The organism is Niastella sp. sgz303648 (assembly GCF_059587045.1).
Genome location: NZ_JCAPSW010000001.1, coordinates 1249938 through 1276137, shown reverse-complemented (window position 1 = coordinate 1276137; position 26200 = coordinate 1249938). Strand labels below are relative to the sequence as shown.

Below are 26200 nucleotides of genomic sequence, written 5' to 3'. Positions count from 1 at the left end.
TTATTAAAAAAATAATGGTTATATAGAAAATATTTTAATAAAATGGGCAGATCATTAAGGAATTAGCTATAATACTAATCGTTTATATTAATATTTTCTTTTAAAGAGCACTTACCCAACTTCTTTGAATCTCTAAAACAGTGTCGTTACCAGGTAATGCTGTAACCATTCATTGGCTAATTTATCAGGCCTTCTATTATTTAAAACAATTTATGATTACAGTTGACCCAAACAAAACGGTAAAAACCTCAAAGGTTATGATTGTAATCAAGCAAATAATAGAAATCATGATAAAAAGCGCTTACTGTAATAGTTACATGGTTAAAGCAACTTAAGCTTATTTGGGGGCGCATACAATAGTGTTGTACAAGAGCTACAGAGTATTGCCGATAGCTATGGGAATAAAAGCAAATCACAATGAATCAATCAGTGTTATCGGGAATGATGGTTATGGGCTGCTAACAGAACCGGAAAGGAAAAATAAAATCTACGGAAGTCACCGGTATGCCTGGCGTTGAGTAATCAGGTCACCGGTACAATCTTTTAACAGGGTTGGTATTAAAAATTCAGGGCTGTTATTAAAAAGCGAAGCCGGGTAAGACTACCCGGCCGTGGGGGATTCCTGCGCCTCTTCTGTACCATGAAGAGGGATAATTGATGCACATGAGGAATGCGAATGAGAAAAAAGATGCTAATATGTAATTAGGCAATTAATGACGGTGTACAGGAATTACAGCTTAATTCGATTATCATACTATCGGAATGAAAGCAATCACAACGTATGAACACGAATGATAAGCGGTTACATTTGCTACTAAAAAGAAAACCTGGGAAATGTTACTACTAATGAGGTCGAAATTGATTAAACCTTTTGGTATCCAATACAGAAGCCATAATGTTCCTGTAATTAAAAGGATGTGGTTTGATGCGCGTGCCTTAGCAGGCTTGTAATTACTTTATTTAGAATTAAGAGTTTTTAAAAAAAAAGGGAGAGTAGAAACACTCCCTTGTAGTGACCCAACCAAACAGTCACATGAGATTCCCGCTCGACATACCGTCTTTTCGTCTGGCTGAAAGAACGAAAAGTACAGATGAATACTATCGGGCGGACAAAAGAGGCCTTTTGTTCTTTAAGGCTAAAATTCTTTTATTGTTCAGGGGTTACTATTAAAACCCGGTAATTGTGTTTTGCATACATCTTCAATTGTTCGTGTCTGATAGGTATACACCACACAAAACCTTCATTGATTTTAATATAACCGCTCCACAAGTCTTCAATTTAAAGGCTGCTTTATAGCAAAATCGCTTCAACAGCCTTTGAAATCCTGCAACTATTATTGCCGGTTCTTGAATAACATTTAATAAAATCGCAAAGAGTTTCATGGCTTTACTTTAATAAGCGATTTTCATTAAACATATTTAAGTGAAGAGCTTTACTGTATCCCGCACGGCCGAATTATATTCAGTTAGTATTAAAACAACTTTTAGGGCTAAGATTACTACTCAAAATCAAAAAATATTTTAATTATTTGATCAAAACGGTGTTTTCACCCCATTATGCCTTCAATAAGGGTACTAAAGCTGATGATTAGGCAGTTGAAAGTCATGTTTGTCAGTCGGTAGTAGTGGTAGTAAACAACGAACACAGAAAAAGAAACGCCAGTAGGTCGCGGTCGCGGAGTTTTATCTTTAAAAGCTGTATGGCCCTTGCTTTTTGATTTTTTACAGTGTGTACCGAAATGTGTAGCAAATCTGCTATCTCCTGGTTCTTTAACCCCTCCAGGTATCCCAGTTTAAGCACCTTGCCGCATTGTTCGGGCAGCTTTTCGATTTCCTGCATTATTTCCTGTAAAACTTCGGCCCTTATTATTTCATTCAGAATAAAATCTTCTTTTTCGCCTGTTAAATAGGATAATTGTTTTTTTGAAAGTGTTTCGCGTTTCAGCATTTTCAGGTAATTAAGACTGGCATTGCGCACAGCTATATACAGGAACGCCTTTATATTCTGAACATGCTCAAAATCGCATCGCCTGTGCCATAGTTTTGTAAACGCTTCTACAACAATATCTTCTGCCACTACCTTGTCTTTTAATAAACGTTCGGCAAAAAGACAAAGCGGATTATAATAAACCTTTATCAGCGACTGCAAGGCATTGGGTGTTCCCTTTTTGAACGAGCTTATAATGTTATTGCTCAACTCGGGTGAATGCATCAGGATGTTTGTTTTGGCTAACCTTGATGTAATCAGGCTGTTTAATTTACAATGAGTTATGGGTAATATAATATGGGTAGGACATTGCTTTTTTCTTTCAATAAGGCATAGCTACATTGGGATAATGGTTAGGGTTTGATATAAGATAAGGTGAAGCGCCAGGTTATCAGATTCAGATGTGATGGGAACGATTGTTCGTGTTGTGTTAAATAGCAGCAATAATAAAGCCAATGCTATTAATAATGATCACAAGATTACACGTAAAAACTAAAAACACAAAATCAAGTATGGATTAATGTGACTTTTTAGTAAGACACAAGACTCAATGCACAAGGTAGAAGTCCGTAAGGGCAGAAGCAATATCCTTATAGCTAAAGGTTACCTTAGTTGTTTCGCCCTCTATGTCTTTCCTTGCGTCTTGTACCTTGTGTCTTTTATAAAGAAGCCCTTAATGTTAGATAAAACGGTATTTCAATATGCTCGGTAGATTGTTCAAGGATCAATTGCGCGGCTTTTTCTCCCATCATCTCAAAGTCAGTAGATATAGTGGTAATACCATTCAGGATAATTTTCTTCAACGGAGTTTCATTATAAGATATCACACCTACATGCCTGCCTACCTTTAATTTGGTGGCCAGAATTTTTTCGATCAGTATAACCAGATCGTTTTCCATAAGGTTTATAAACACTTCGCCTTCCTTTATCGGTTCATTGGCTATATCGTGTACAACCTTGTAGTTAAAAGCATATTGCTGGCAAAAACGGTAAAACCCTTTTAATATCTCTACCGGGTGATACGTATATTCAGGAAAGATGATCTTGATGGTGTGGTATTTACTCAATTGTTCAAGCGATTGCTCCAGCGCTTCATAAATATCTTTTTCAAAATTTTCATAAACCGCGCCGTACCGGCCATCAACACCTGGAATCAGTTTGTCGAGCAAAATCAGTTTTTCTTTGGGCAGGGTATTGATGATCTCATGCGCATTTTCACCGCCGTCTAAGAAATGCGGAATAAGCACATAGTGCGTATAATCATTTTTCTTATTATGAATAAGCCGCTTAAAAAATGCAAAGTCATTATTGTAGATGTAAAAGTCAACTGACGCCAGTTCGCCGAGAGAAGCTACAAAGGCATCGTATATGATTTTTTTATGCGGACTTAATTTATTGAAGAGCAGAAATATCTTCAGATGTTGCCCAACTTCGGCATTCTTTACAAAATACCCCTTTCCTGGTACGGAACCAAGTACGCCTATTTTTTTCAAATGCTTGTAGCCCTTTTCGGCTGTATCGCGCGATATTTCAAATTCAAAACTCAGCTCGTTGATCGAAGGCAACAGCTCATCTTTTTGAATCTTACCCTCACCAATAGCCTTAATAATTGAGTTGGCTAACTGCAGATACTTGGGTGTGGCAGAATAGTAGTCGATGAATAAATGTTGAAATATGGAATCTTTTTTCATTGCAATCTCTTATGGATGGCGAACCATCAAATAGTCAAGCTATCAATCAGAGTCAAACTTAGTTAAAATGCTAAATATTAAGCATGTTATGTGAAAAAAGACCATGATAGTACATGACGGGCTAATAATCGGTAACTTATACTTTCACTTTTTCATCCGGCATCAGCTGGCCATATCGAAAAACTGCTTCAAATGAATGTTATTCTTGGGGTTATATTCCATTTTTTAGGAGGATTTGCGTCCGGAAGTTTCTATATTCCATACAAAAAAGTAAAGGGGTGGGCCTGGGAAAGTTATTGGATCATTGGAGGGTTGTTTTCGTGGCTGATCGTCCCTCCACTGGCAGCCTGGCTTACCATTCCCAATTTTTCAGAAATTATCAGTCAGGCTGGTGGTTCGGTATTAGGTTATACGTTTCTGTTTGGGATATTGTGGGGTATAGGCGGCTTAACGTATGGCCTCGGAGTGCGTTATCTGGGCGTATCGCTCGGCAGCAGCATCATCCTGGGACTTTGCATGGTGTTTGGCGCTCTTATTCCTTCCATATATTATGATTTTTTTCCGGCGGCCGGTAAAGACACCTTTAGCGCCATGGCCGGTCACCAGTGGGGGCTTACTGTTTTACTGGGCCTTGCTGTTTGTATAGTTGGTATTATCATCTGCGGAAAGGCCGGTACCCGTAAAGAAAAGGAGTTGTCGAAAGCCGCTTTTCTTAAACAGATGGAAAAAGACCCTTTAAAACCTGTCACCGATTCGCATGGAGTGGTAGTAAGTACCGAATTTAAGTTCGGACTTGGTTTACTGGTGTCTATTATATCGGGTGTGCTGAGCGCCTGTTTCAACTTCGGGCTCGAGGCCGGTAAGCCAATGGCAGATATTGCCAATAATCTGTGGGTAGCTGCGCATCCCGGTGCGGAGTCGTTTTTGTACCGGAACAATGTGGTGTATGTAGTTGTTTTATGGGGAGGGCTTACAACCAACTTTATCTGGTGCATGATCTTAAATGCACGTAATAAAACCTTTGGCGATTATACCAATTCAAAAACACCGCTGCTGGCCAATTACATTTTTGCGGCGCTGGCCGGTACTACCTGGTTTTTGCAATTCTTTTTTTATGGTATGGGTGAAAGCAAGTTGGGCAACGGTCCCAGCAGCTGGATCCTTCACATGGCATTCATCATTTTAACAGCCAACATGTGGGGCCTGGTACTGAAGGAGTGGGCAGGAGTGAGCAAAAAAACCAAAACAACGGTTATTATAGGTATTATAACCATTATTGTTTCGGTTTTACTGGTAGGGTATGGTAATTCGTTGAAGTAGCCAGGCAAGTTGTAAGTGATAAGTATTAAGTGATAAGTAGTAAGTAGGGAGTGGGAGTGGGAAGTAACGAAGTTGATAAGTTAACAGGTTGAAAAAGTTAATAAGTTAAGAAGACAGCGTGCTTTGCCGATTGCCGTTTCACGATTGACCATTGACCATTCACCATCAATCACGTACATTATAAAAGGGAACAAATATGTCAGTGACTACAGCAACTAAGTTTAAGCATGTAAGCTATTTGTGGGATGATGCCAAGGCAGCTTCCCTGAAAGGAGATGAAGTGGCCTTATTAATTTACCGCTCGAATTTGCTGGGTGCCGATTTACGGCTCACCAATTACGGTGGTGGTAATACCTCGTGTAAAGCTATTGCCAAAGATCCGTTAACCGGAAAAGAAACCGAAGTCATGTGGGTTAAAGGATCGGGCGGCGATTTGGGTACGCTGAAAAAAAGCGGCCTTGCTGCGTTGTACGTTGACCGTTTACGCAGTTTGAAAAATGTTTATCGGGGCATTGAACATGAAGATGAAATGGTAGAATTGTTCAACCATTGCATTTTTGACCTCAGTTCAAAAGCGCCTTCGATCGATACACCCCTGCATGGATTTCTTCCCTTTAAACACATCGATCACCTGCACCCCGATGCGGCCATTGCCATTGCAGCAGCAAAAGATGGCAAACGCATCACCCAGGAATTATTCAATGGCACCATTGGCTGGGTCGACTGGCAACGCCCGGGTTTTGACCTTGGTTTAAAACTGGCGAAGTGTGTTGAAGAAAATCCAGGTATCCGTGGCATTATGCTGGGATCGCATGGTTTGTTTACCTGGGGCGATACTGCCTACGAAAGTTATATCAATACGCTCGAAGTAATAGAACGTTGCGCCGAATTTATCGAAGAAAGCGTGCGTAAGCAAAAAGCCGTTTTCGGAGGCGCAAAAATAACTTCATTACCTAAAGAACAAAGAACAAAACAGGCCGCTGCACTGGCGCCTGTGTTAAGAGGTTTTTGCTCTGCCAAAAATAACATGGTTGGTCATTTTACCGATGACGACAGAGTACTTGACTTCATCAACTCAAAAGATCTCGACCGGTTGGCGCCCATGGGTACCAGCTGCCCCGATCACTTTTTACGCACCAAAATCAGTCCGCTGGTATTGAACCTTACACCCGACGAAAACCTCGCCGATGTAAGTAAAATAAAAGAAAAACTGGCCCCGCTGTTCGAAGCCTACCGCGCCATGTACGCAGAGTATTACAATACCTGCAAACATCCTGACAGTCCGGCTATGCGCGATCCCAACCCCGTTGTGATCCTGTATCCCGGTGTAGGTATGTTCACCTTTTCGAAAGACAAGCAAACAGCACGCGTAGCGGCTGAATTTTATATCAATGCGATTAATGTAATGCGCGGAGCCGAGGCTATATCAGCCTACACTTCATTGCCCCGTCAGGAAGCATTTAATATCGAATACTGGTTACTGGAAGAAGCCAAGCTGCAGCGCATGCCAAAGCCCAAAGCATTATCGGGCCGCATTGCCCTGGTAACCGGCAGCGCCGGCGGTATTGGTAAAGCCATTGCAAAGAAATTTGCCGATGAAGGCGCCTGTGTGATCATCAACGACAACGATGCCAAACGGCTCGAAAGCGCGAAAGAAGATTTCGGCAAAACGTATAGTAAAGATGTATTTGCTGCCGTGGTGCTCGATGTAACCAGTGCAACCGATATAAAAGGCGCCTGTGATACCGCTGCATTGGCTTTTGGCGGATTAGATATTGTGGTGAACTGCGCCGGTTTATCGGTATCAAAACCCATTGAGGAGCATACCGAAAAAGACTGGGATCTGTTATATGATGTACTGGTGAAAGGCCAGTTCTTTGTTACACAGGCCGGTGTTGAAGTAATGCGTAAACAGGCCATTGGTGGCGATGTAATAAACATTGTAAGTAAGAATGCATTAATGAGTGGTCCGAATAATGCCGGTTATGGTTCGGCCAAAGCTGCCCAGCTGCACCTGAGCCGCTTAAATGCCGCTGAATTAGGAAAAGATCACATCAGGGTAAACGTAGTAAACCCCGATGCAGTAATTTCAGATAGTAAAATTTGGGAAGGCGCGTGGGCCGAAGGAAGAGCCAAAGCCTACGGCGTTAAGGTAGAAGAATTACCTGCCTACTATGCCAAACGCACCTTGCTCAATGAAATTATATTACCCGAAGACATTGCCAATGCCTGCTTTGCCATCACCGGCGGTTTGTTGAACAAATCAACCGGTAATGTGATCAATGTAGATGGGGGAGTGGCTACGGCGTTTGTTAGGTAATACCGAAGTCAGAAGTCCGATGTCCGATGTCAGAAGTCCGAAGTTGGTAATTGGAAGTAAGAGATTAATGATTAGGTTTAAGTAGTCGGGTTTTTCAGACTTCAGACCTCCGGCTTCCGACTTCAGAATAAATAGAAGAAACATCAACAAATAAGCAACAAATGTCCCGCGTAGCATTTAAGATGCAATTATTCAAAGGTCATGAGGCGGAATATAAAAAACGCCATGATGCATTGTGGCCCGAGCTGGAGCAATTGCTGAAGAAAACCGGCATCAGTGAATATTCTATCTTTCTTGACGAAACCACCAACAGCCTGATCGGTTTTTTAAAGATCGATAATCCGGTTGATCTCGACAGTTTACCCGCTCATCCCGTTATGCAAAAATGGTGGGCATATATGAAAGATATTATGGAAAGCAATCCTGATAATTCGCCGGTGAGTATTCCGTTGAGGGAGGTGTTTTACTTGGCGTAAGCAGGATGCACTAAGAAGGCCGAAGTCCGATGTCAGAAGTCGGAAGTCAGAAGCTCGTAATTGGAAGTAAGAGAATAATAATGAGGTTTGATTAGTCGGGTTCTTCAGACTTCAGACCTCCGACTTCAGACTTCAGTTTCTCAAACTTCGGATCTCAGTTTTTCAAAAAAACTTAAAAACGATTGTATGTTGATCGAGAAGTACAAAATAGACGAATACAACAATAGCGTTCTGAAAGAACATAAACGCCGGTTCGATTTTGTGGCCGAAGGCGTTTCGAACGCAGATGAAATAATAAAGAAACTCATCGCATTTCAGATAGCCATACCCAGCTGGGCGCTGGGAACGGGTGGTACCCGCTTCGGCCGTTTTTCGGGTGGCGGCGAACCCCGAACGCTCGAAGAAAAGATCGAAGACGTTGGACTGCTTCATAAACTGAACCAGAGCAGCGGCGCCATTTCATTGCATATTCCCTGGGATATTCCAAAGAACGCGCAGGCTGTTAAAGCACTGGCGGCTCAACACGGGTTGCGCTTTGATGCCGTTAACTCCAACACCTTTCAGGACCAGCCCGATCAGAAATTAAGTTACAAATTCGGCTCGTTGCAGCATGTCGATAAAGGCGTGCGCCAGCAGGCCATTCAACATAACATCGAAGTAATTAAACAGGGAGTAGAATTAGGTTCTGATTCTATTACCGTTTGGTTATCGGATGGCAGTTGTTTTCCCGGACAGTTGAATTTTCGCAAGGCATTTCAGCGTACGCTCGATAGCCTGCACGAAATATATGCCGCATTGCCCGACCATTGGAAAATGTTCGTTGAATACAAAGCCTTTGAACCGAACTTTTATTCAATGACAGTGGGCGACTGGGGCCAGTCGTTATTGTATGCCGGCAAACTGGGTCCCAAAGCCTACACGCTGGTTGACCTCGGACACCATTTGCCCAATGCCAATATTGAGCAAATCGTTGCCCTGTTGCTGAACGAAGGCAAACTCGGTGGTTTTCATTTCAACGATTCAAAATACGGCGATGACGATTTAACGGTGGGCAGCATCAATCCCTATCAGTTGTTTTTAATATTCAACGAGCTGGCCGAAGGAATGGATGCCCGAGGCATGAACCATGCCACCGACCTGGGCTGGATGATCGATGCCTCGCACAACGTAAAAGATCCGCTCGAAGATCTGTTGCAATCGGTAGAAGCTATTAAAATTGCCTATGCGCAGGCATTGCTGGTTGATGTAAAAGCACTGGCAGCCGCACAGGAGACTAATGATGTAGCCAAAGCGCAGGAAATTTTGCAACAGGCTTACCGCACCGATGTACGCCCGCTGGTAGCCGAAGCAGGATTACGGGCAGGCGCCGCTTTACATCCGTTGCAATTGTTCCGTCAGTTAAAAGTAAGAGATCACTTAATAAAAGAACGTGGCGCGAAAACTGTAGCCACAGGATTATAAAACGGTTACAAGTTACTGGTTCCAGGTTTCAGGGTACATCTGTGGTTTCCCTGTAACTTGTAACCTGCAACCTGCAACTTTTGTACTCATCCACGATGAATAAAAATTCCGTCATAGCAATATTCGACATAGGTAAAACAAACAAAAAGTTGTTCCTGTTTGATGAACACTACAACATAGTGCTCGAAAAAACGGAACAGTTTGATGAGATTACCGATGAAGACGGAGATGCCTGTGAAAACCTGACAGCGCTCAGCCAATGGGTAAATCAATGTTTACAGGAGATATTTTTTAATAAGAAACTGCGCATACATGTATTGAATTTTTCAACCTATGGCGCCAGTTTTGTACACATCGACCGCGAAGGCAAACCGGTAACGCCTTTATACAATTACCTGAAGCCCTATCCGGCACCGTTACAGGAGGAATTTTATCCAAAGTATGGCGGTGAAATAGCTTTTTCAATTCACACGGCATCGCCAACACTGGGCAACTTGAATGCAGGCATGCAATTGTACCGCCTGAAACAACAGAAGCCCGAACTATTCGATCAGATACGCTATTCGCTGCATTTGCCGCAATACCTGAGTTACCTGGTTACCGGCAGGGCCTATTCTGATATTACCAGTATTGGTTGTCATACCGCTTTGTGGAACTATCCACAGAATCATTATCACGAATGGATATACCGCGAAGGGATCAATGAAAAGCTGGCTCCTATTTTTCCATCAGATCAGCTGATGTTTTCGCAATGGCAGGGCCATGCCTTATTAACCGGCGTTGGTTTGCACGATAGTTCGGCAGCGCTGATCCCATACCTGTTTTATTTTACCGAGCCGTTTGTGCTGATATCAACAGGGACCTGGTGCATCAGTTTAAACCCATTCAATCAAACAAGGTTAACCTATGAAGAACTGCAGCAGGACTGTTTGTGCTATATGGAATATCGCGGCAAACCCATAAAGGCTTCGCGCCTGTTTGCCGGATATGAACATGAGCAACAAACGAAAAGGCTGGCGGCACACTTCAATGTATCGATAGACTATTATAAAACAGTAGCATTTGATGCAGCATTGCTGACAGGTACAGCATCGGTTGCCGGGGTGTTGTCTGATGCCAAAGCCGGAAAAACCGCTATGGTACAGGGTTCTGTCTTTGGCGCACGCGACCTGGGCAGCTTTGCTACGTATGAAGCGGCCTACCATCAGTTCATGAGCGATTTAATGAACCAACAGATAGCCTCGCTAAACCTCGTTTTGAATAATAGTCCGGTTAAAAAAATATTCGTTGATGGCGGGTTCAGTCGTAATCCGATATACATGCAGTTGCTTGCCAATGCATTTCCCGGTCATGAAGTGTATGCCGCCTCTATGGCGCAGGCATCTTCACTGGGCGCTGCTTTGGCTGTACACAATGCCTGGAATAAACAAATCGCTTCGCCGGAGCTGATTGATTTGAAATTTTATAAACCGGCAGGCAGGCAACTGGCAATAGGCAATGGGCAATAGGCAATCCTTCGACCCGCCAACAGTCGGGCTGGCTTCGCTCAGGACCAAAGGCAATAAGCAAAAAGCAAAATATCCCGATAAGCGACCGGGAGACAATAAGCAATCGTTTAAGAAGTATGCGACCTGATGTCTATCGGGTCGCATTTTTTTTACTGAACCGGTACAATTTTTGTGACAGGATATAGTATTATTGCATAGTATCATAAGAAAGCAAAAAAGTTTTTCCCGCCGCGATTTACCAATCTTTCTCTTACTATTTCCTTACTATTCTCTTACTATTGTCTTGCTGCTGCCTTACTAATAATAGGGGATAACCGGGAGGCATATAGGGGGCATATAGGGGGCATATAGGAGTCATCTACGGGCGTAGTACGGCCCTGATACAGATAGGCTGCGACACATAGACATATCAGGAAGAAAAGTTTGAAACATTTAACGGGTTTGTTAATGGTGTGATGTATGATTATAAGAAAGACATGTTTTATCATACATGGGTAACACCCCAGTGCGGATTTAAGCTGGGATTAATTAAAATAAAAACAGAGTAGGTAACCGCCTGGCCAATACAGAGCGGTTTTTCTTTTTAAAGAATGATCAGTACATTGCCACTGCAGGATAGAACAGGATGAGCAGGATATGATGTGGAAGTAATTTTAACTAACAGGCAAATGATTGACTATTCACCATTCACCATTCACCATTCACCATTGACGATTCCCGTATGAAGAAAACGATTCAGACATTACTTTTCATCTCCGCTTCGCTTACTGCAGCCGCCCAGGTACCACAAAAACCGGGCAACGATGTAACCGCTCCCTTGCACGCTTTACAACCCGATTACCCCGTGCCCTATGGCGCCATGCAGGCTCAGGATATTAAAAAAGTGCTCGACAAAGTTTATAATTACCTCGATGCCGTTACTCCTGCACAAATGATCAACCGGCAAACAGGGCAGCTGGTAACCGATGCCTCAACGTTCGATACGGCATATGGTATTAAACCCGGCGATTTCAGGTTAACGGCCTATGAATGGGGTGTTACGTACAGCGGCATGTTGCTGGCTGCCGAAACCAGCGGCGATACACGGTACACCGATTATGTAAAAAAACGCTTGTCGTTTATTGCGCAATGGGTACCGGCCATCAAAAAGAAAGTGGCCGATGGTACCTTAAAAGGCAATTACGTATTGCGGCAACCCATTGATCCGCATGCGCTGGATGATGCCGGCGCTGTATGTGCAGCCATGATCAAAGCCACCAGGGCCGGTGTTAACAACGAGCTGCGCCCATTAATTGATAATTATATTAACTACATCAGCAATAAAGAATATCGTTTGCCCGATGGAACGCTGGCGCGTAACCGCCCGCAAAAAAATACATTATGGTTAGATGACCTGTACATGAGCGTGCCGGCGCTGGCCCAAATGGGAAAGCTAACCGGCAATACAAAATATTATGATGATGCAGTGAAACAGATCCGTCAGTTTGCACAACGCATGTTCGATAAAGAAAAAGGATTGTACATGCATGGCTGGGTTCAGGGTATGGAACCGCATCCTGCTTTTTACTGGGGGCGCGCCAATGGCTGGGCTATAATGGCAACTGTTGAATTGCTGGATGTACTGCCCGAAAATCATCCCGGCCGTGCCTTTGTGTTAGATCAGTTGCGTGCGCATGCCAAAGGACTGGCTGCATTACAATCAGGTTCGGGCTTCTGGCACCAGTTATTAAATCGTACCGATTCATACCTCGAAACATCTGCCACTGCTATTTATGCCTATTGTATTGCGCATGCCTGCAACAAAGGCTGGCTCGATGCGGCGGCTTATGCGCCCATGGCCATGCTGGCCTGGAATGCAGTGTCTGCTAAAGTAAATGAAACAGGTCAGGTAGAAGGTGTTTGTGTTGGCACCGGCATGGCCTTCGATCCGGCATTTTATTATCACCGTCCTGTAAATGTATTTGCCGCACATGGTTATGGACCGGTGCTGCTGGCCGGAGCCGAAATGCTGCGTCTTGTAAAGAACGATTCCTTTAAGATCAATGATAGTTCGTTACAGTACTACAAATGAAATTTTTTGATTTCGGGATTTAGAGATTTATGGATTTAAATCACAAAGTCTCAAAATCCCGAAATCCCGAAATCTCAAAATCATTCAGGTAATTCCTTATCAATGAAAGTACTTTTCACAACAATAGTATCAGGCACTCTTTTTCTCACAACCAATGCCCAACAAACTGCCAGCTTCAAATTCGATTTCGGTACAGGCAAAGCCTCCAAAGGATATATAGCGGTTACGCCATCAACAACATTTTCATATAACACTGGCTATGGTTTTGATAAAGGTTCCGAAGTAAAGGCTGTAAACAGAGGCGGTAATAAACCGGTTATCAGTGATTATATAACCGGTGACAAGCCCTTTTATTTTTCAGTAAAATTACCCGATGGCAACTACGATGTAAAAATTATACTGGGTGATATTAAAGGCACATCTGCCACCACCGTGCGGGCTGAATGCCGCAGGCTGATGCTGGAAAATATAAGGACCCAATTGGGAAAAGTAATAACCACATCTTTTACGGTACATGTAAAAGACAGTTTGATCAGAGATGATCATAATACGGTTGTAAATCATGTGCGGCTGAAACAACGCGAGGTAACTTATTTGCACTGGGATAATTTGCTTACTCTTGAATTTAATGATTCGCTGCCTAAGATATGCGCCCTTGAAATAACACCCAATACAAAAGCTACTACTGTTTTTCTGGCCGGTAATTCAACCGTTGTTGATCAGGACCGCGAACCATGGGCTGCCTGGGGACAAATGGTGCCGCGTTTTTTTCAACCCGGCGCCATTGCAATAGCCAATTATGCCGAGTCGGGCGAAACGCTGAAAGCATTTAAAGGCGAACGGCGACTCGATAAAATATGGAGCATGGCTAAACCCGGTGATTATTTATTTATTGAATTTGCCCATAACGATCAGAAGCCCGGCGGCAACCACCTCGATGCGTTTACCACCTATAAGCAAACCGTAAAGGAATGGATTGCCGAAGCCCGCAAAAGAGGCATCACACCCGTATTGGTAACTTCCATGCACCGCAGAAATTTTGATTCAACCGGTTATATCATAAACACATTGGGCGATTATCCCGAAGCCATGCGGCAAACTGCCCATGAAGAAAACGTAGCCGTGATTGATTTGAACGCCATGAGTAAAACACTGTATGAGGCATGGGGGCCTGAGCAATCACTCAAAGCATTTGTGCATTATCCGGCAAATTCATTTCCCGGTCAGGACAAGCCTTTGCAGGATAATACCCATTTCAGCCCCTATGGCGCTTATGAACTGGCCCGCTGCGTAGTAAAAGGAATGATGGAAGCGAAGCTGCCGATCACCAAATACCTGATAAAAGACGCCATTTCGTTTGATCCGGCGCACCCCGATCCGCTGCAAAACTGGTATTGGCCATTAAGCCCATCGGCCGGCAGTACAAAACCCGATGGAAATTGAAAGAGGTCCTGAGCGGAGTCGAAGGACAGCATAAAGCGTACCGAGCGTAGTCGAGGTGTGCGCAGGACCTGCCCATGCGCATTTCGACTACGCTCAATGCCTGAGACATCCGCCCTTCGACTACGCTCAGGGCTTGCCTTTTTGACATTTTTATTATTACTTTGACCCGCATATTATATTGCACATTGATTTTCAGCGGGTTTGTAACCTGCCGGCTATTTGTAATATAATAATGTGATACTTATACCGTTTTTTTATATAGTAGAAAAAACACCCATTCAATATCTTATATCGCAATATGAAAAAACACATACTTGTTTCACTGTGTGCTGGTTTGTTTGGAATAGTACAGGTTAGCGCACAAATCAAAGTAGTCAATCCACGCTGTGAAAACCTTCCCAATCCTGCCGGCATCGAAACCCTGCAGCCCCGTCTCAGCTGGCAATTGCAATCAACCGCGCGTGCCATATTACAAACCCGTTATCGTATAATCGTTTCTGATGATTCGGTACAGGCGGCTCTCAATACCGGTAACGTGTGGGATACCAAAGAAGTGAACAGCGAACAATCATTATGGGTTCCCTATGGCGGTAAGCCGCTGCAACCGTCGAAGACTTATTACTGGAAAGTACAGGTATGGGATAACCAAACCACCGCCTCGGCATGGAGCGAAGTTGGTTCGTTTACAATAGGGTTGTTGCAATCATCTGACTGGAGCAATGCCCAGTGGATCGGTTTCGATGAACTGGACCCTTCGAAACGGTATGTGCCTGGCGTGCATGCACCCATGAAAAGAAAAGAGTATCAAAACGTGGTAAGCGGTAACCATACCCTGCCCATTTTGCGTAAAACATTTGCAGTAAGCAAGCCGGTTAAAAAGGCAACTGCCTTTATCACCGGTTTGGGCCAATACGAACTGCACATCAACGGTGCAAGGGTAGGTGATCGCTTCCTAAGCCCCGGCTGGACCAACTACGATAAACGTGTTTTATACAATACATTAGATGTTACCCCCCTGCTTGCCAACGGCAACAATGCCATTGGCGTTATGCTGGGTAATGGCTTTTATAATGTACCGAACGACCGGTATCGCAAAGGATTGATCGCCTACGGCAATCCGAAAATGATCATGAAGCTGGTGGTAGAATATACCGACGGAACAAAAACAGAAGTAATAAGCGACAATACCTGGAAAACAGCGCAAAGCCCCATCACTTTTTCGAGTATATATGGTGGTGAAGATTACAACGCCAACCTTGAACAGGATGGATGGGATAAAGCAGCATTTAACGATGGCGCCTGGAAAGCAGCTATGGTTGTAAAAGCGCCTGCCGGTAAACTAATGGCAGAACCTGGTACAGCTGTTAAAGTGATTAAAACCCTGCCTGCCCAAACAGCAGTTAAGGTGAGTGACACCAGTTACCTGTTCGATTTTGGACAGAATGCCAGCGGTATTATTAAGATTAAAATAAAAGGTCAAAAAGGACAAACCATAAGATTTTATCCCGGTGAGCTGATCACAAAAGATAAAGGCATCAATCAAAAGGCTTCGGGCAAACCATACTATTTTTCATATACATGTAAAGGTACAGGTGTTGAGGAATGGGAACCCCGATTCTCCTATTATGGCTTCCGTTATGTAGAAGTGGCCGGAGCATCTCCCGACAGCATGCCCGACAAAAGAATGAAAGCCCAACTTACGGAACTGAAAATGGAGCATACATCAGAAGCTGTTTCAATAGGCAGGTTTGAGTGCAGGGATGATATGATCAACGACATTTATTCATTGATCGACTGGGCCATTCGTAGCAACCTGCAAAGCGTGGTAACTGATTGTCCGCACCGCGAAAAACTCGGCTGGCTCGAGCAAACCTACCTGATGGGCGAATCGATACATTTTAATTATGATGTATACGAGCTGTATAAAAAGCTGGTAGCCGATATGATGGCCGATCAAACGCCTGAAGGACTGGTGCCCGACATCGCTCCGGAGTTTATACAATTCGACGACGGTTTCCGCGATTCACCGGAGTGGGGTAGTGCATCGGTGATATTACCCTGGCTCATTTATCAATGGTATGGCGATAAAACCGTAATTCAGAACGCCTGGCCCATGATGACCAAATACGTAGCTTACCTGAAAAGTAAGGCGAACGGAAATATATTATCACATGGTTTGGGCGACTGGTACGATCTGGGACCCAAATTTCCCGGCATTGCACAGTTAACGCCAAAAGAATTAACCGCTACCGCTATATACTATTACGATATTAAGTTGCTGGCGCAAATGTCCAAATTGCTGCAAAAGCCTGCCGAGGCCGGCCAGTATACCGCGCTTGCAGCAGAAGTAAAAACAGCCTTCAACAATAAGTTCTATGATGCATCAAAAAAAATATATGCAACCGGCAGCCAAACAGCCATGGCCATGCCTTTATGTGTTGGCCTCGTAGATGATAATAATAAAGCAGGTGTGATGGATGCATTGAAGACCGAACTTATCACCAATGAAAGTGCATTGACCGCCGGTGATATAGGCTTTCATTTTCTCGTAAAGGCCTTAACCGATAACGGTGCATCGCAAATGGTATATGATATGAATAGCAGCGATAAGGTACCCGGCTATGGTTTTCAGGTGAAAAAAGGCGCCACCGCATTAACCGAATCGTGGGCTGCCCTTGAAGAAGTGTCGAATAACCATTTAATGCTGGGCCATGTGATGGAATGGTTTTTCAACAGTGCGGCGGGTATTAAACAGGAAGATACTTCTGTAGCGTATAAAAATATTGTCATCAATCCCGAACCGATCATTGGTTTGGATAAAGGCAATGCCACATTCCAGTCGCCATACGGAAATATTTACAGTGAGTGGGACCACCAGTATTCTTTCAGGGTATTTACCATTATTATACCGGCAAACACAACGGCAACGCTCTATTTGCCTGCGCCGCCCGATAAAACCATACTCGAAAGCAACACGCCAATGGCCATGCACCGCGAAATAAAACCGATGGGAAATGTAAATGGCAGAGCAATATTCAAAATAGGATCGGGTAAGTATAAATTTATTATTCGTTAAGGGTCCTGAGCGAAGTCGAAGGGGTTTTTATAGTGTCCTGAGCGGAGTCGAAGGATCGCAGGACCGAAATACAATCTTACAGGCGTGTCGCATTTCAAAACGCGACACGCTTTTTTAGTTCCCTGAAACCTGTAACTTGCAACCTGTAACCTGTGTAACCTGTGTAACCTGTGTAACCTGTAACCTTCAACTATGTCAACAACCATCCTCGTTCCCGCAGGCGAAATGCAGCTACTCTTCAATAACATTTTACTCAAACATGGATTTACGTTCGACAGGGCTTTGCAGTGCGCCGAAATTTTCACTGCCAACAGTGTAGATGGCGTTTACACACACGGCGTAAACCGGTTTCCGCGCTTTGTAGAGTATATTCAAAAAGGTTTTATCGATATACATGCGGTGCCTTCATTAAAACATCAATGGGGCGGCGTGCAACAGTGGGATGGTAATATGGGCCCCGGTGTGTTGAATGCGGTACATGCCACCAATAGCGCCATGCAGCTGGCGCAACAGAACGGCATTGGCTGTGCAGCACTGGCCAATACCAATCACTGGATGCGGGGCGGTACCTATGGCTGGCAGGCCGCCAAAGCCGGTTTTGTTTTCATAGGCTGGACGAACACCACCAGTTTGATGCCCACATGGGGAGCTAAAGACAATAAACTGGGTAATAATCCGCTCGTAATGGCGCTGCCTTATAACAACGAAGCTATTGTGCTTGATATGGCCATGAGCCAGTATTCGTTCGGGGCGTTGGAACTGGCCTCCATGAAAAATGAACAGCTGCCCGTGTATGGAGGTTACGATACCAACGGACAACTCACCACTGATCCGGCAGCTATTCGTGCATCACGCCGTCCGCTGCCTATAGGTTATTGGAAGGGAGCGGGCCTGGCCTTGCTGCTCGATATACTGGCTGCAGTGTTGTCGGGCGGTTTATCGGTTCATGAAATTTCACAAAAAGCAACCGAAATATCATTGTCGCAGGTGTTCATTGCGATCGACATCAGCAAGCTCGGCAATTACAGCGCCATTGCACAGGTGGTAGAAAACATCATAACCGATTATCACGGATCAATACCCGAAAATAACAAGCACATCACCTTTCCCGGTGAAAGGGTGCTGCAAACGAGGAAGAGGAATCTGGAAAAGGGGATACCGGTGGTAAATGAGGTGTGGGAGCAGATTCAGGGCCTGTAAGGTCAGGCGCCTGGTACAGGCCTTTTGATCATTCGTGTTTGTAGGGTTTAGTTATCCTCCAGCCTTTGCAACTGTTTTTCCATATAAAATCTAAAACTTTCGTACACCGATTCACCAGGCAACCATAATGCGAAATACCAGCATTCCCAATGAGCATTTTCAAGAGGTACCAATAATAATTTGTTCTTCCCGATGCCCGCCGATGATAGGCCTGGGATAGCACTTTTGACCTGTCAGGGGCCGGAAACCTACTGTTTATTAAATTGTCTACGACCTTGTATCTTTGTTATCTTACAAGTTTGACCCTTGCAGAAGCAGATATTTCCGTTACCCTGCAAGCCGGCCTCACCGGTTTATTTCACGGTCAACAGGTTCATATGGGTAGCAACGGCCATCCATTTATCATTTCTTTTTACATATATATCCTGGTAGCAGTTGTGCCCGATAATTTCTTTAATGCCTTTTTTCATAATAAAAGTTGTATAGGCAGTGAGAACCCCAACATTATCGGCAAGTATTCGTACATCAGAACTGTCGATGTTTATTGAAATGGTTTCTGATATGCTTAACAGATACAAAAAATCAGTTTTCGTCCATTTTATTCCCCTGGAATCTATATATACGTAGTCGTCTGCCAATAATTTACTCAGGGTGGTGGCGTCTTTTTTCGGGAGCGTGTTCAGCTTGTCCTGGTTAAGTTGTTTTAATGTTTCAATATCCTTGTTTTGTGCAAATGCGCTTTGAAGCGTTATGGCGAGTAAAAAGAAAAGCAATAGTTTTGTCATATAGGTTAAATTTTTAATGGTTGCAGGTAAACCGGGTCATTGGTGACCGTTACTAAATATACGAAATTGTCCTTGCTTATTGACCAGGCAAATAAATATTGCTCTGCCTGTTTGCTGTTCGATACACAAGCCCAAAACCGTATGTGCGCGATACTGTCTTTGGCCTGTTTTTTCAGAATTTTAAACGTAAATATTTTGCCGGCTTTACCGGTTTGATTAATTTCCTTAACCAGACAGTTGGTGGAACTTATAATAAATCCTCATGAAAAAAAACTGGTTTTACATGCTCTCTCCCTGCGTTTTGGCTGCTGTGGTTTGTCTTGTTGTATTTATCATCAGCTTAATTCAGATGAATAGTACAGATGGGTGGAGCATATTATATATCTATATGATTCTGCCGGTGTTAGTTTTTGTGATTATGATCGATGTTGCATTGAAGTTATTATTTAAAATGCCGGCAGGCTATATCTGGCTTACAGAAACGATAATTATTGTTCTTATCATGACTTTTTCTGATAAGATTTTAACTATAATATTTTAATAGTGAATAAAGTTTTGCTTTTCTGCCTGGCAGTGGTTGTATTTTCTTCCTGCAACAACAGTTCAGGCAATGATAACTCCGGTAAACCGGTTAAAAAAACAACTCCTGTTATCAATTATTCAGTAAAGCGGTATCTGCCGCACGATACTACATCCTATACCGAAGGATTATTGTTTCATAACGGCGCTTTGTTCGAAAGTACCGGCTCTCCGCCCGATCTGCTGCAAACCCGGTCGGTGGCTGGCCCGGTAAACCTAACCTCGGGTAAAATCGATGCAAAGGTCGAGATCAACAGAAGCTATTTCGGCGAAGGCGTCGTATTTCTGCACGATAAACTATACCAGCTAACTTATAAAGCCAAAAAAGGTTTTGTATATGATGCCAAAACTTTCAAACTGCTCGATTCGTTTCCTATAGCCAGCGCCGAAGGGTGGGGGCTTACAACCGACGGTACCAGTTTGATCATGAGCGATGGCACCAGCAACATCAGCTATCTGAACCCAACCGATTTTAAGGTTGTCAAAATACTCCGTGTAACAGAATTGAGCGATCCGGTTTTGCAGATAAATGAGCTGGAGTTTGTAAACGGATTTTTGTATGCCAATATTTATACTACAAGTAACATCATTAAAATAAATACCCAAACCGGCGAAGTGGTTGGCCGCCTCGATTGTACTTCACTCGATCAAAAAGCAAGGGACCGCTTCCCCGGCGCCATGGAAATGAATGGCATTGCATGGGACTCAACAGCACACACTTTTTATATCACCGGAAAAATGTGGCCCAATATATATGAAATAAGTTTTCCCCATTAAAGCGAACAGGAACGGAATTTGGTTTCATAAAGGAACAGACGGATGGTGTGATATTAGTTTAATTCTTAATTTAATCACTATGAAACCTTACCAGTTTCTGTTCCTGATTGTGAGCGCATTGGTTGCCTGTAACCGGAGTAGCAAAAAGCCGGCTCCCCTTCCCATTCAGGCGCCACCTGGTTTAGCCAATATTGCCAACCAGGCAGGCATGGAATCGTTCGACGAATTCAATTCTAAATTTCACTCCGACTCATCCTTCCAGTTATCAAGAATAAAGTTTCCCATCGGCGGTCAATGTGTTAATGATCTCGAGAATACCACCTGGTCAACCAAAAACTGGGAATTTTTAAAAACACCCGTGAGCCTTGACGTAGATACGCTCGATTGCAGACACAGTCTTACCATGACCGATACGCTTGTTACGGAAAAATTCTGGATAGATCAAAGCGGCTTCAAGGTTGAGCGACGGTTCAGACTTAAAAATGGTAAGTGGTTTTTGGTGTACTATGATGACATTAACATGTAAACAGCTAATCTTATTTATAAACCTTCACACCATTCACCCATGCGAAACAACTGGCCTTTTTTAGTAGCGGCTTCCTTACTCAACTCCTTACTGGTAACAGGAGCATTTATTGAATTTAAACTGCGCGGCGTTTCAGCTATTGAGCCGCACTATTCGGGAACCAATGTGGTTCAAAATTATTCTATCAACAACGGACTGTTAGCCGCCGGTATGTTTGTATTAACCTTTCTGCTCATTACTGCCATCATTGCCATTTCAAAACTGGTTACAGGCGTTATTGCAAAACTGCACGCGTTCAATAAAAGTCTTGCCAGTGCACAGGCCGCACCCAACCCCCTCGAAGCATTACATTAAAATCAGTTGCCAGATACCGGTTACCAGTTGCCTGTTACAGGTTGCAGGTTTCAGGTTACAAGGCATAGCTCTGGATCTTCAGTCTTAACAACTTTGAATTAAAGCACAGTTAATTGGTAACCGCTAACTGATAACTGGTATTCGGCATCTGGTATCCGGTAACCGGAAACTGGTATCCGGCAACCTGCAGGACGCCTCAGGATAGCTGCGCTCTCTATAACCTTTACTTTACAAGGTCTTAGATTGCTATGCCCATGATCAAGCGGTTGTTTTTATTAAGAACTTGTATACTTATTTTTATTGCCTGTAATACAATTGGTAAAGGAACAGCGCAACAGGCCATTGTACAGCAAAAAGCATCCTCTTTCAGTAATAAAGAGCCTGACTGGACCCGGAAAACAGGCGCCCGCAAGTTCCCTTCATCCCAAAAAACAGTCAATGTAAGTCAATACGGAGCGGTAGCCGACGGGCAAACCCTCAATACCAAAGCCATTCAGGCAGCCATTGATGCCTGTGCGAAAGCAGGTGGTGGCAAAGTTATTTTTTCACCCGGCAGTTATGTAACCGGCGCCCTGTTTCTTAAAAGCAATGTGCAGCTGCAGATCGATAAAGAGGTTGAACTGCTCGGCAGTCAGCATTTTGCCGATTATCCTGAGATCAATACCCGCATTGCCGGTATTGAAATGAAATGGCCTGCTGCTTTGATCAACGTTATTGATCAAAACAATGTAGCCATTACCGGCAATGGCGTCATCAATGCCCGGGGTAAGTTTTGCTGGGATAAGTATTGGGCCATGCGAAAAGAGTATGAACCAAAAGGATTGCGCTGGATCGTTGACTACGATGCCAAACGTGTTCGCACCATTCTGGTACAAAACGCTACAGATGTTTCATTGAAGGAAGTAACTATTAAAAATGCCGGTTTCTGGACAGTGCAACTACTGTATTCAAAATATATAACAGTTAACGGAATAATAGTGCGCAACAACGAAGACGGCAAAGGCCCCAGTACCGATGGGGTTGATGTTGATTCTTCGTCGTGGGTGCTGATCGAAAACTGCGATATAGATTGTAACGACGACGATTTTTGTTTGAAGGCCGGACGCGATTACGACGGATTGCGCGTGAACCGTGCAACCGAATATGTAGTGATCCGTAATTGCATTGCCCGCAAGGGTGGCGGTTTGCTTACCCTCGGTAGTGAAACCAGTGGTGGCATACGCCATGTATTTGCCACCGGTTTGCACGGCAAAGGCACCGGCAATGGATTGCATATTAAATCGGCCACTACCCGTGGCGGTACCATTGACGATATTTATTTTCAGAATATACAAATGGACAGTGTAGGCACTGCTTTTCAGTTTACCATGAACTGGAATCCTTCGTATAGCTATAGTACCTTACCCCCTGGTTATAATTATGATTCGTTACCGCATCACTGGAAGGTAATGCTCACCAAAGTAGAGCCTGCCGAAAAAGGCATACCGCACTTTAAGAATGTTTATGTTTCTGATATAAAAGCTGTGGGCGTTAAAAAAGTGATCAATGCAGCTGGACTAAAAGAATCGCTTTTAGAAAATTTTCAATTTATTAATGTAGATATACAGGGCAATGCAGCCGGCGCCGTGAGCTTTGGAAGCGGCTGGGTGTTTGATAATGTAACGATTAAGGGGGCAGATGGTGCACAGTTGCAGGTGACGAACTCAGTTGGAATGAGTTTATAGTTTATTGTTTATGGTTTATTGTTCTTTAGTTCAGGCAATCTGAGTTCAATCAATTTTATTAAAATGAAAAAAGTATTCAATAGTTTGCTGATAATAAATACTGCATCTGATCAAATTGCGGCAGCAACCATAAACCACAAACCCCGTCCGACCGGGTCATCCGGGCGGGCACAAACCAGAAACAAAATAACCTGCCTCATCTGCACATTGCTTGTTTATATAACTGCTCCTGCGCAACGTCAGATGGAATTCTTAAATCGCGGCCTTGTAGCCATGCCCGACGGAAAAGGCGCTATTTTTGTAAGCTGGCGTTTACTGGCAACAGATAGCAATAATATTTCTTTCAATATTTACCGGTCGGTCGATGGCGCCAAAGCGGTGAAAGTAAATGCAGCGCCTGTTACAGCAGTTACATCGTGGTTAGATGAAAAAACAGACTCTGCCAAAACCTATACCTACCAGGTAGCTGCCATTGTAAACGGCAAGGAACAAAAAGATACTCGCACTTATACCGTAAAAGCCGGCGCACCCGCCTATATTTCTATTCCGTTAAAAACGCCTGAAGGATATACGCCCAACGATGCCAGTGTGGGCGACCTCGATGGCGATGGCACCTATGAAATTATATTACATCAAACCGGCCGGGGAAAAGATAACTCTCAGGACGGTTTTACCGATCCGCCCATTATTCAGGCGTATACTTTAGACGGCAATTTTTTATGGCAGATCAACCTCGGTAAAAACATTCGCGAAGGAGCGCACTACACGCAGTTTATGGTGTACGACCTCGATGGCGATGGCAGGGCCGAAGTAGCCATGAAAACGGCCGATGGCACCATCGACGGACAGGGCAAAGTAATCGGCGATTCAACAAAAGATTATCGCAACAGCAAAGGCCGTATTCTTGAAGGGCCCGAATACCTCACTGTTTTTGATGGCCGCACAGGCGCAGCCTTATATACTACCGCTTATGTACCATCGCGCGGTAAAATCAACGGATGGGGCATTGGACGTACCGATAGCTATGGCAACCGGGTTGATCGCTTTTTGGCCTGCGTGGCGTATCTCGATGGGGTGCATCCAAGTCTGGTCATGTGCCGCGGTTATTATGGCCGCACCGTGCTAGCCGCCTGGGACTGGCACGATAACAAACTCACACAACGCTGGGTATTTGATACCGATAAAGGAAATGCCGCTTTCGCCGGGCAGGGCAACCATAATTTAACCGTTGCCGATGTGGACGGTGATGGCAAAGATGAAATTGTATACGGACAAATGACGGTTGATGATGACGGTAAGGGATTGTATACAACGGGAATTGGTCATGCTGACGCGCTGCATGTTTCGGACCTTGACCCTGAAAGACCCGGTCTGGAAGTGTTTTCAACACAGGAACGTTTCGATGATGCCGGCGCCAACTTCAGGGATGCAAAAACCGGTGAAGTGATCTGGAAGAAAGCATCAGTGGCAGCCGGTGAAGATGGCGAAGGTCCGGGTCGTGCGCTGGCGCTTGATATCGACCCGCGCTACAAAGGCTACGAGTGCTGGGTGGCCGGCGCCGGTATTACCGATCTGTTCGATTGCAAAGGCAATAAAATATCAGATAAAACGCCGCCCTGTAATATGGGCATCTACTGGGATGGCGATGTGCTGAGCGAAATATTGAACGGTACATTTGTTTTCAAATGGAATTATACGAACAGTACTATGTGGCGCATGTTCGATGCAAGGGATTTTAATTGTGAAAAGAATAACGGCACCAAATCAAATCCCTGTTTGTCGGCCGATATACTGGGCGACTGGCGCGAAGAACTGATCTATCGAACAAAAGATAACAGCGAGCTGCGCATTTTCACCACCACCATTCCTACAACATATAAGTTTTATACTTTAATGCAGGACCCGCAATACCGGCTGAGTATTGTATGGCAGAATGTGGCTTATAATCAGCCCCCGCATACCGGTTTTTATATGGGCGAAGGCATGAGCATGCCCCCTCGCCCGAATATAACTATTATCGAAAACAGATTGAATAACAACAATGCAAAAAATAAATAGCATGATTACTTGTCCCCCTCGCCGAAGACTGTTCCGTTTGTTCATCGCCGGCAGTCTGCTGATTGTATTTTCGTCTTTTGTATTATGGAAGTCCGAAAAACCCGTTTTATACATTATCGGCGATTCAACGGTTCGCAATGGCGATGGATCGGGTAAAGACCAGTTGTGGGGCTGGGGAAGTTTGATTGCAGCCAGTTTTGATACTACACGTATTCAGGTGCAGAACCATGCCATTGGCGGAAGAAGCAGCCGTACTTTTATAACCGACGGCCGGTGGGACCGCATACTCGAACGCCTGAAAGCCGGTGATTATGTAATTATGCAGTTCGGGCATAACGACAGCGGTCCGCTCGATGATACAGCCCGCGCCAGAGGTACCATTAAAGGAACCGGAGACGATTCGGCCGCAATTTATAACCCCATTCGAAAAATAAACGAAGTAGTGCATACTTACGGGTGGTATATGCGTAAATACATCAGTGATGCCAAAGCAAAAGGCGCTGTGGCCATTGTATGCTCGCCGGTACCGAGAAATGAATTTAAAGAGGGCAAAACCCAACGCGCCAATGGCAGCTATGGTAAATGGGCCGAAGAAGTAGCTACAGCCGGTAATGCGTTCTTTATTCCTTTAAACGACCTGATTGCCGACCGGTACGATGCGTTAGGGGCTGATTCGGTAAAACAGTTCTTTCCAAAAGATCATACGCATCCTAATAAAGAAGGATCACAGATAAATGCTGAAATGGTTGTGAAAGGCATTCAATCTTTAAAAAAATGCGACCTGAAAAAATACCTGAAGTAATAATGATGATAAAGATGTTTTCTTCGTGCCATAGGCACATAA

The 26200-nt window shown here is 44.0% G+C and carries 19 protein-coding genes; 16 read left to right on the top strand and 3 right to left on the bottom strand.

The features are described 5' to 3' along the window. Positions 1-1612 precede the first annotated feature (1612 nt). Both AC59IL_RS04405 and AC59IL_RS04400 read right to left on the bottom strand, forming a co-directional pair. The gene (locus AC59IL_RS04405) at positions 1613-2212 is read right to left on the bottom strand and encodes an RNA polymerase sigma-70 factor (RefSeq protein WP_496550871.1); all 600 of its coding nucleotides are present in this window, start codon (positions 2210-2212) and stop codon (positions 1613-1615) included. A gap of 434 nt (positions 2213-2646) precedes the next feature. Further along, entirely contained in the window at positions 2647-3678 is a 1032-nt protein-coding gene (locus AC59IL_RS04400) for a GntR family transcriptional regulator (RefSeq protein WP_496550870.1), read from the bottom strand. Between the two features lie 192 nt (positions 3679-3870). Here AC59IL_RS04400 and rhaT point away from each other — a divergent pair, with 192 nt between their 5' ends. From rhaT to yiaK, 9 genes are all read left to right on the top strand, one after another. Then, positions 3871-4998 (top strand): L-rhamnose/proton symporter RhaT, encoded by a 1128-nt coding sequence (gene rhaT / locus AC59IL_RS04395; protein ID WP_496550869.1) that lies wholly within the window; start codon positions 3871-3873, stop codon positions 4996-4998. 196 nt (positions 4999-5194) lie between these two features. Then, positions 5195-7318, top strand: coding sequence for a bifunctional aldolase/short-chain dehydrogenase (locus AC59IL_RS04390; protein ID WP_496550868.1), 2124 nt, complete (start codon positions 5195-5197; stop codon positions 7316-7318). Positions 7319-7479: 161 nt separating this feature from the next. After that, complete coding sequence (gene rhaM, locus AC59IL_RS04385; protein WP_496550867.1) at positions 7480-7794, top strand: L-rhamnose mutarotase; 315 nt, start codon at positions 7480-7482, stop codon at positions 7792-7794. Positions 7795-7980: 186 nt separating this feature from the next. Next, complete coding sequence (locus AC59IL_RS04380) at positions 7981-9255, top strand: sugar isomerase (RefSeq protein WP_496550866.1); 1275 nt, start codon at positions 7981-7983, stop codon at positions 9253-9255. Positions 9256-9350: 95 nt separating this feature from the next. Next, on the top strand, positions 9351-10763 hold the full coding sequence (locus tag AC59IL_RS04375) for an FGGY-family carbohydrate kinase (RefSeq protein ID WP_496550865.1): 1413 nt from the start codon (positions 9351-9353) through the stop codon (positions 10761-10763). Between the two features lie 721 nt (positions 10764-11484). Next, on the top strand, positions 11485-12834 hold the full coding sequence (locus AC59IL_RS04370) for a glycoside hydrolase family 88/105 protein (RefSeq protein ID WP_496550864.1): 1350 nt from the start codon (positions 11485-11487) through the stop codon (positions 12832-12834). Between the two features lie 102 nt (positions 12835-12936). Then, entirely contained in the window at positions 12937-14277 is a 1341-nt protein-coding gene (locus tag AC59IL_RS04365; protein ID WP_496550863.1) for a rhamnogalacturonan acetylesterase, read from the top strand. Between the two features lie 298 nt (positions 14278-14575). Next, positions 14576-17353 carry a family 78 glycoside hydrolase catalytic domain gene (locus AC59IL_RS04360; protein ID WP_496550862.1) on the top strand — a complete coding sequence of 926 codons (2778 nt, stop codon included), beginning with the start codon at positions 14576-14578 and terminating at the stop codon, positions 17351-17353. Between the two features lie 192 nt (positions 17354-17545). Then, positions 17546-18553 (top strand): 3-dehydro-L-gulonate 2-dehydrogenase, encoded by a 1008-nt coding sequence (gene yiaK, locus AC59IL_RS04355; RefSeq protein ID WP_496550861.1) that lies wholly within the window; start codon positions 17546-17548, stop codon positions 18551-18553. 353 nt (positions 18554-18906) lie between these two features. On the opposite strand, the gene AC59IL_RS04350 is transcribed toward yiaK, so the two are convergent. After that, positions 18907-19338, bottom strand: a complete 432-nt coding sequence (locus AC59IL_RS04350) for a nuclear transport factor 2 family protein (protein ID WP_496550860.1) — start codon at positions 19336-19338, stop codon at positions 18907-18909. A gap of 262 nt (positions 19339-19600) precedes the next feature. On the opposite strand from AC59IL_RS04350, the gene AC59IL_RS04345 reads away from it, so the two are divergent. From AC59IL_RS04345 to AC59IL_RS04315, 7 genes are all read left to right on the top strand, one after another. After that, a complete protein-coding gene (locus tag AC59IL_RS04345) occupies positions 19601-19879 on the top strand; it encodes a hypothetical protein (RefSeq protein WP_496550859.1) in 279 nt (92 codons plus the stop codon). 2 nt (positions 19880-19881) lie between these two features. After that, positions 19882-20694, top strand: a complete 813-nt coding sequence (locus AC59IL_RS04340) for a glutaminyl-peptide cyclotransferase (RefSeq protein WP_496550858.1) — start codon at positions 19882-19884, stop codon at positions 20692-20694. A gap of 79 nt (positions 20695-20773) precedes the next feature. Further along, complete coding sequence (locus AC59IL_RS04335; RefSeq protein WP_496550857.1) at positions 20774-21220, top strand: hypothetical protein; 447 nt, start codon at positions 20774-20776, stop codon at positions 21218-21220. Between the two features lie 39 nt (positions 21221-21259). Continuing rightward, entirely contained in the window at positions 21260-21574 is a 315-nt protein-coding gene (locus AC59IL_RS04330; protein WP_496550856.1) for a hypothetical protein, read from the top strand. Between the two features lie 248 nt (positions 21575-21822). Beyond that, the gene (locus AC59IL_RS04325; RefSeq protein ID WP_496550855.1) at positions 21823-23298 is read left to right on the top strand and encodes a glycoside hydrolase family 28 protein; all 1476 of its coding nucleotides are present in this window, start codon (positions 21823-21825) and stop codon (positions 23296-23298) included. Positions 23299-23361: 63 nt separating this feature from the next. Then, entirely contained in the window at positions 23362-25356 is a 1995-nt protein-coding gene (locus tag AC59IL_RS04320; protein WP_496550854.1) for a rhamnogalacturonan lyase, read from the top strand. A gap of 1 nt (position 25357) precedes the next feature. Next, positions 25358-26158, top strand: coding sequence for a rhamnogalacturonan acetylesterase (locus AC59IL_RS04315; protein ID WP_496550853.1), 801 nt, complete (start codon positions 25358-25360; stop codon positions 26156-26158). Positions 26159-26200: the final 42 nt, after the last annotated feature.

Excerpts from the sequence above, each read along its gene's own strand:
- AC59IL_RS04390 (WP_496550868.1), top strand. The coding sequence starts at position 5,195 with ATGTCAGTGACTACAGCAACTAAGTTTAAGCATGTAAGCTATTTGTGG.
- rhaT (WP_496550869.1), top strand. The coding sequence starts at position 3,871 with ATGAATGTTATTCTTGGGGTTATATTCCATTTTTTAGGAGGATTTGCG.
- AC59IL_RS04330 (WP_496550856.1), top strand. The coding sequence starts at position 21,260 with ATGCGAAACAACTGGCCTTTTTTAGTAGCGGCTTCCTTACTCAACTCC.
- AC59IL_RS04360 (WP_496550862.1), top strand. The coding sequence starts at position 14,576 with ATGAAAAAACACATACTTGTTTCACTGTGTGCTGGTTTGTTTGGAATA.
- AC59IL_RS04350 (WP_496550860.1), bottom strand. The coding sequence starts at position 19,338 with ATGACAAAACTATTGCTTTTCTTTTTACTCGCCATAACGCTTCAAAGC.
- AC59IL_RS04315 (WP_496550853.1), top strand. The coding sequence starts at position 25,358 with ATGATTACTTGTCCCCCTCGCCGAAGACTGTTCCGTTTGTTCATCGCC.
- AC59IL_RS04325 (WP_496550855.1), top strand. The coding sequence starts at position 21,823 with ATGCCCATGATCAAGCGGTTGTTTTTATTAAGAACTTGTATACTTATT.
- AC59IL_RS04365 (WP_496550863.1), top strand. The coding sequence starts at position 12,937 with ATGAAAGTACTTTTCACAACAATAGTATCAGGCACTCTTTTTCTCACA.
- AC59IL_RS04335 (WP_496550857.1), top strand. The coding sequence starts at position 20,774 with ATGAAACCTTACCAGTTTCTGTTCCTGATTGTGAGCGCATTGGTTGCC.
- yiaK (WP_496550861.1), top strand. The coding sequence starts at position 17,546 with ATGTCAACAACCATCCTCGTTCCCGCAGGCGAAATGCAGCTACTCTTC.
- AC59IL_RS04375 (WP_496550865.1), top strand. The coding sequence starts at position 9,351 with ATGAATAAAAATTCCGTCATAGCAATATTCGACATAGGTAAAACAAAC.
- AC59IL_RS04400 (WP_496550870.1), bottom strand. The coding sequence starts at position 3,678 with ATGAAAAAAGATTCCATATTTCAACATTTATTCATCGACTACTATTCT.
- AC59IL_RS04345 (WP_496550859.1), top strand. The coding sequence starts at position 19,601 with ATGAAAAAAAACTGGTTTTACATGCTCTCTCCCTGCGTTTTGGCTGCT.
- AC59IL_RS04405 (WP_496550871.1), bottom strand. The coding sequence starts at position 2,212 with ATGCATTCACCCGAGTTGAGCAATAACATTATAAGCTCGTTCAAAAAG.
- AC59IL_RS04380 (WP_496550866.1), top strand. The coding sequence starts at position 7,981 with ATGTTGATCGAGAAGTACAAAATAGACGAATACAACAATAGCGTTCTG.
- rhaM (WP_496550867.1), top strand. The coding sequence starts at position 7,480 with ATGTCCCGCGTAGCATTTAAGATGCAATTATTCAAAGGTCATGAGGCG.
- AC59IL_RS04320 (WP_496550854.1), top strand. The coding sequence starts at position 23,362 with ATGAAAAAAGTATTCAATAGTTTGCTGATAATAAATACTGCATCTGAT.
- AC59IL_RS04370 (WP_496550864.1), top strand. The coding sequence starts at position 11,485 with ATGAAGAAAACGATTCAGACATTACTTTTCATCTCCGCTTCGCTTACT.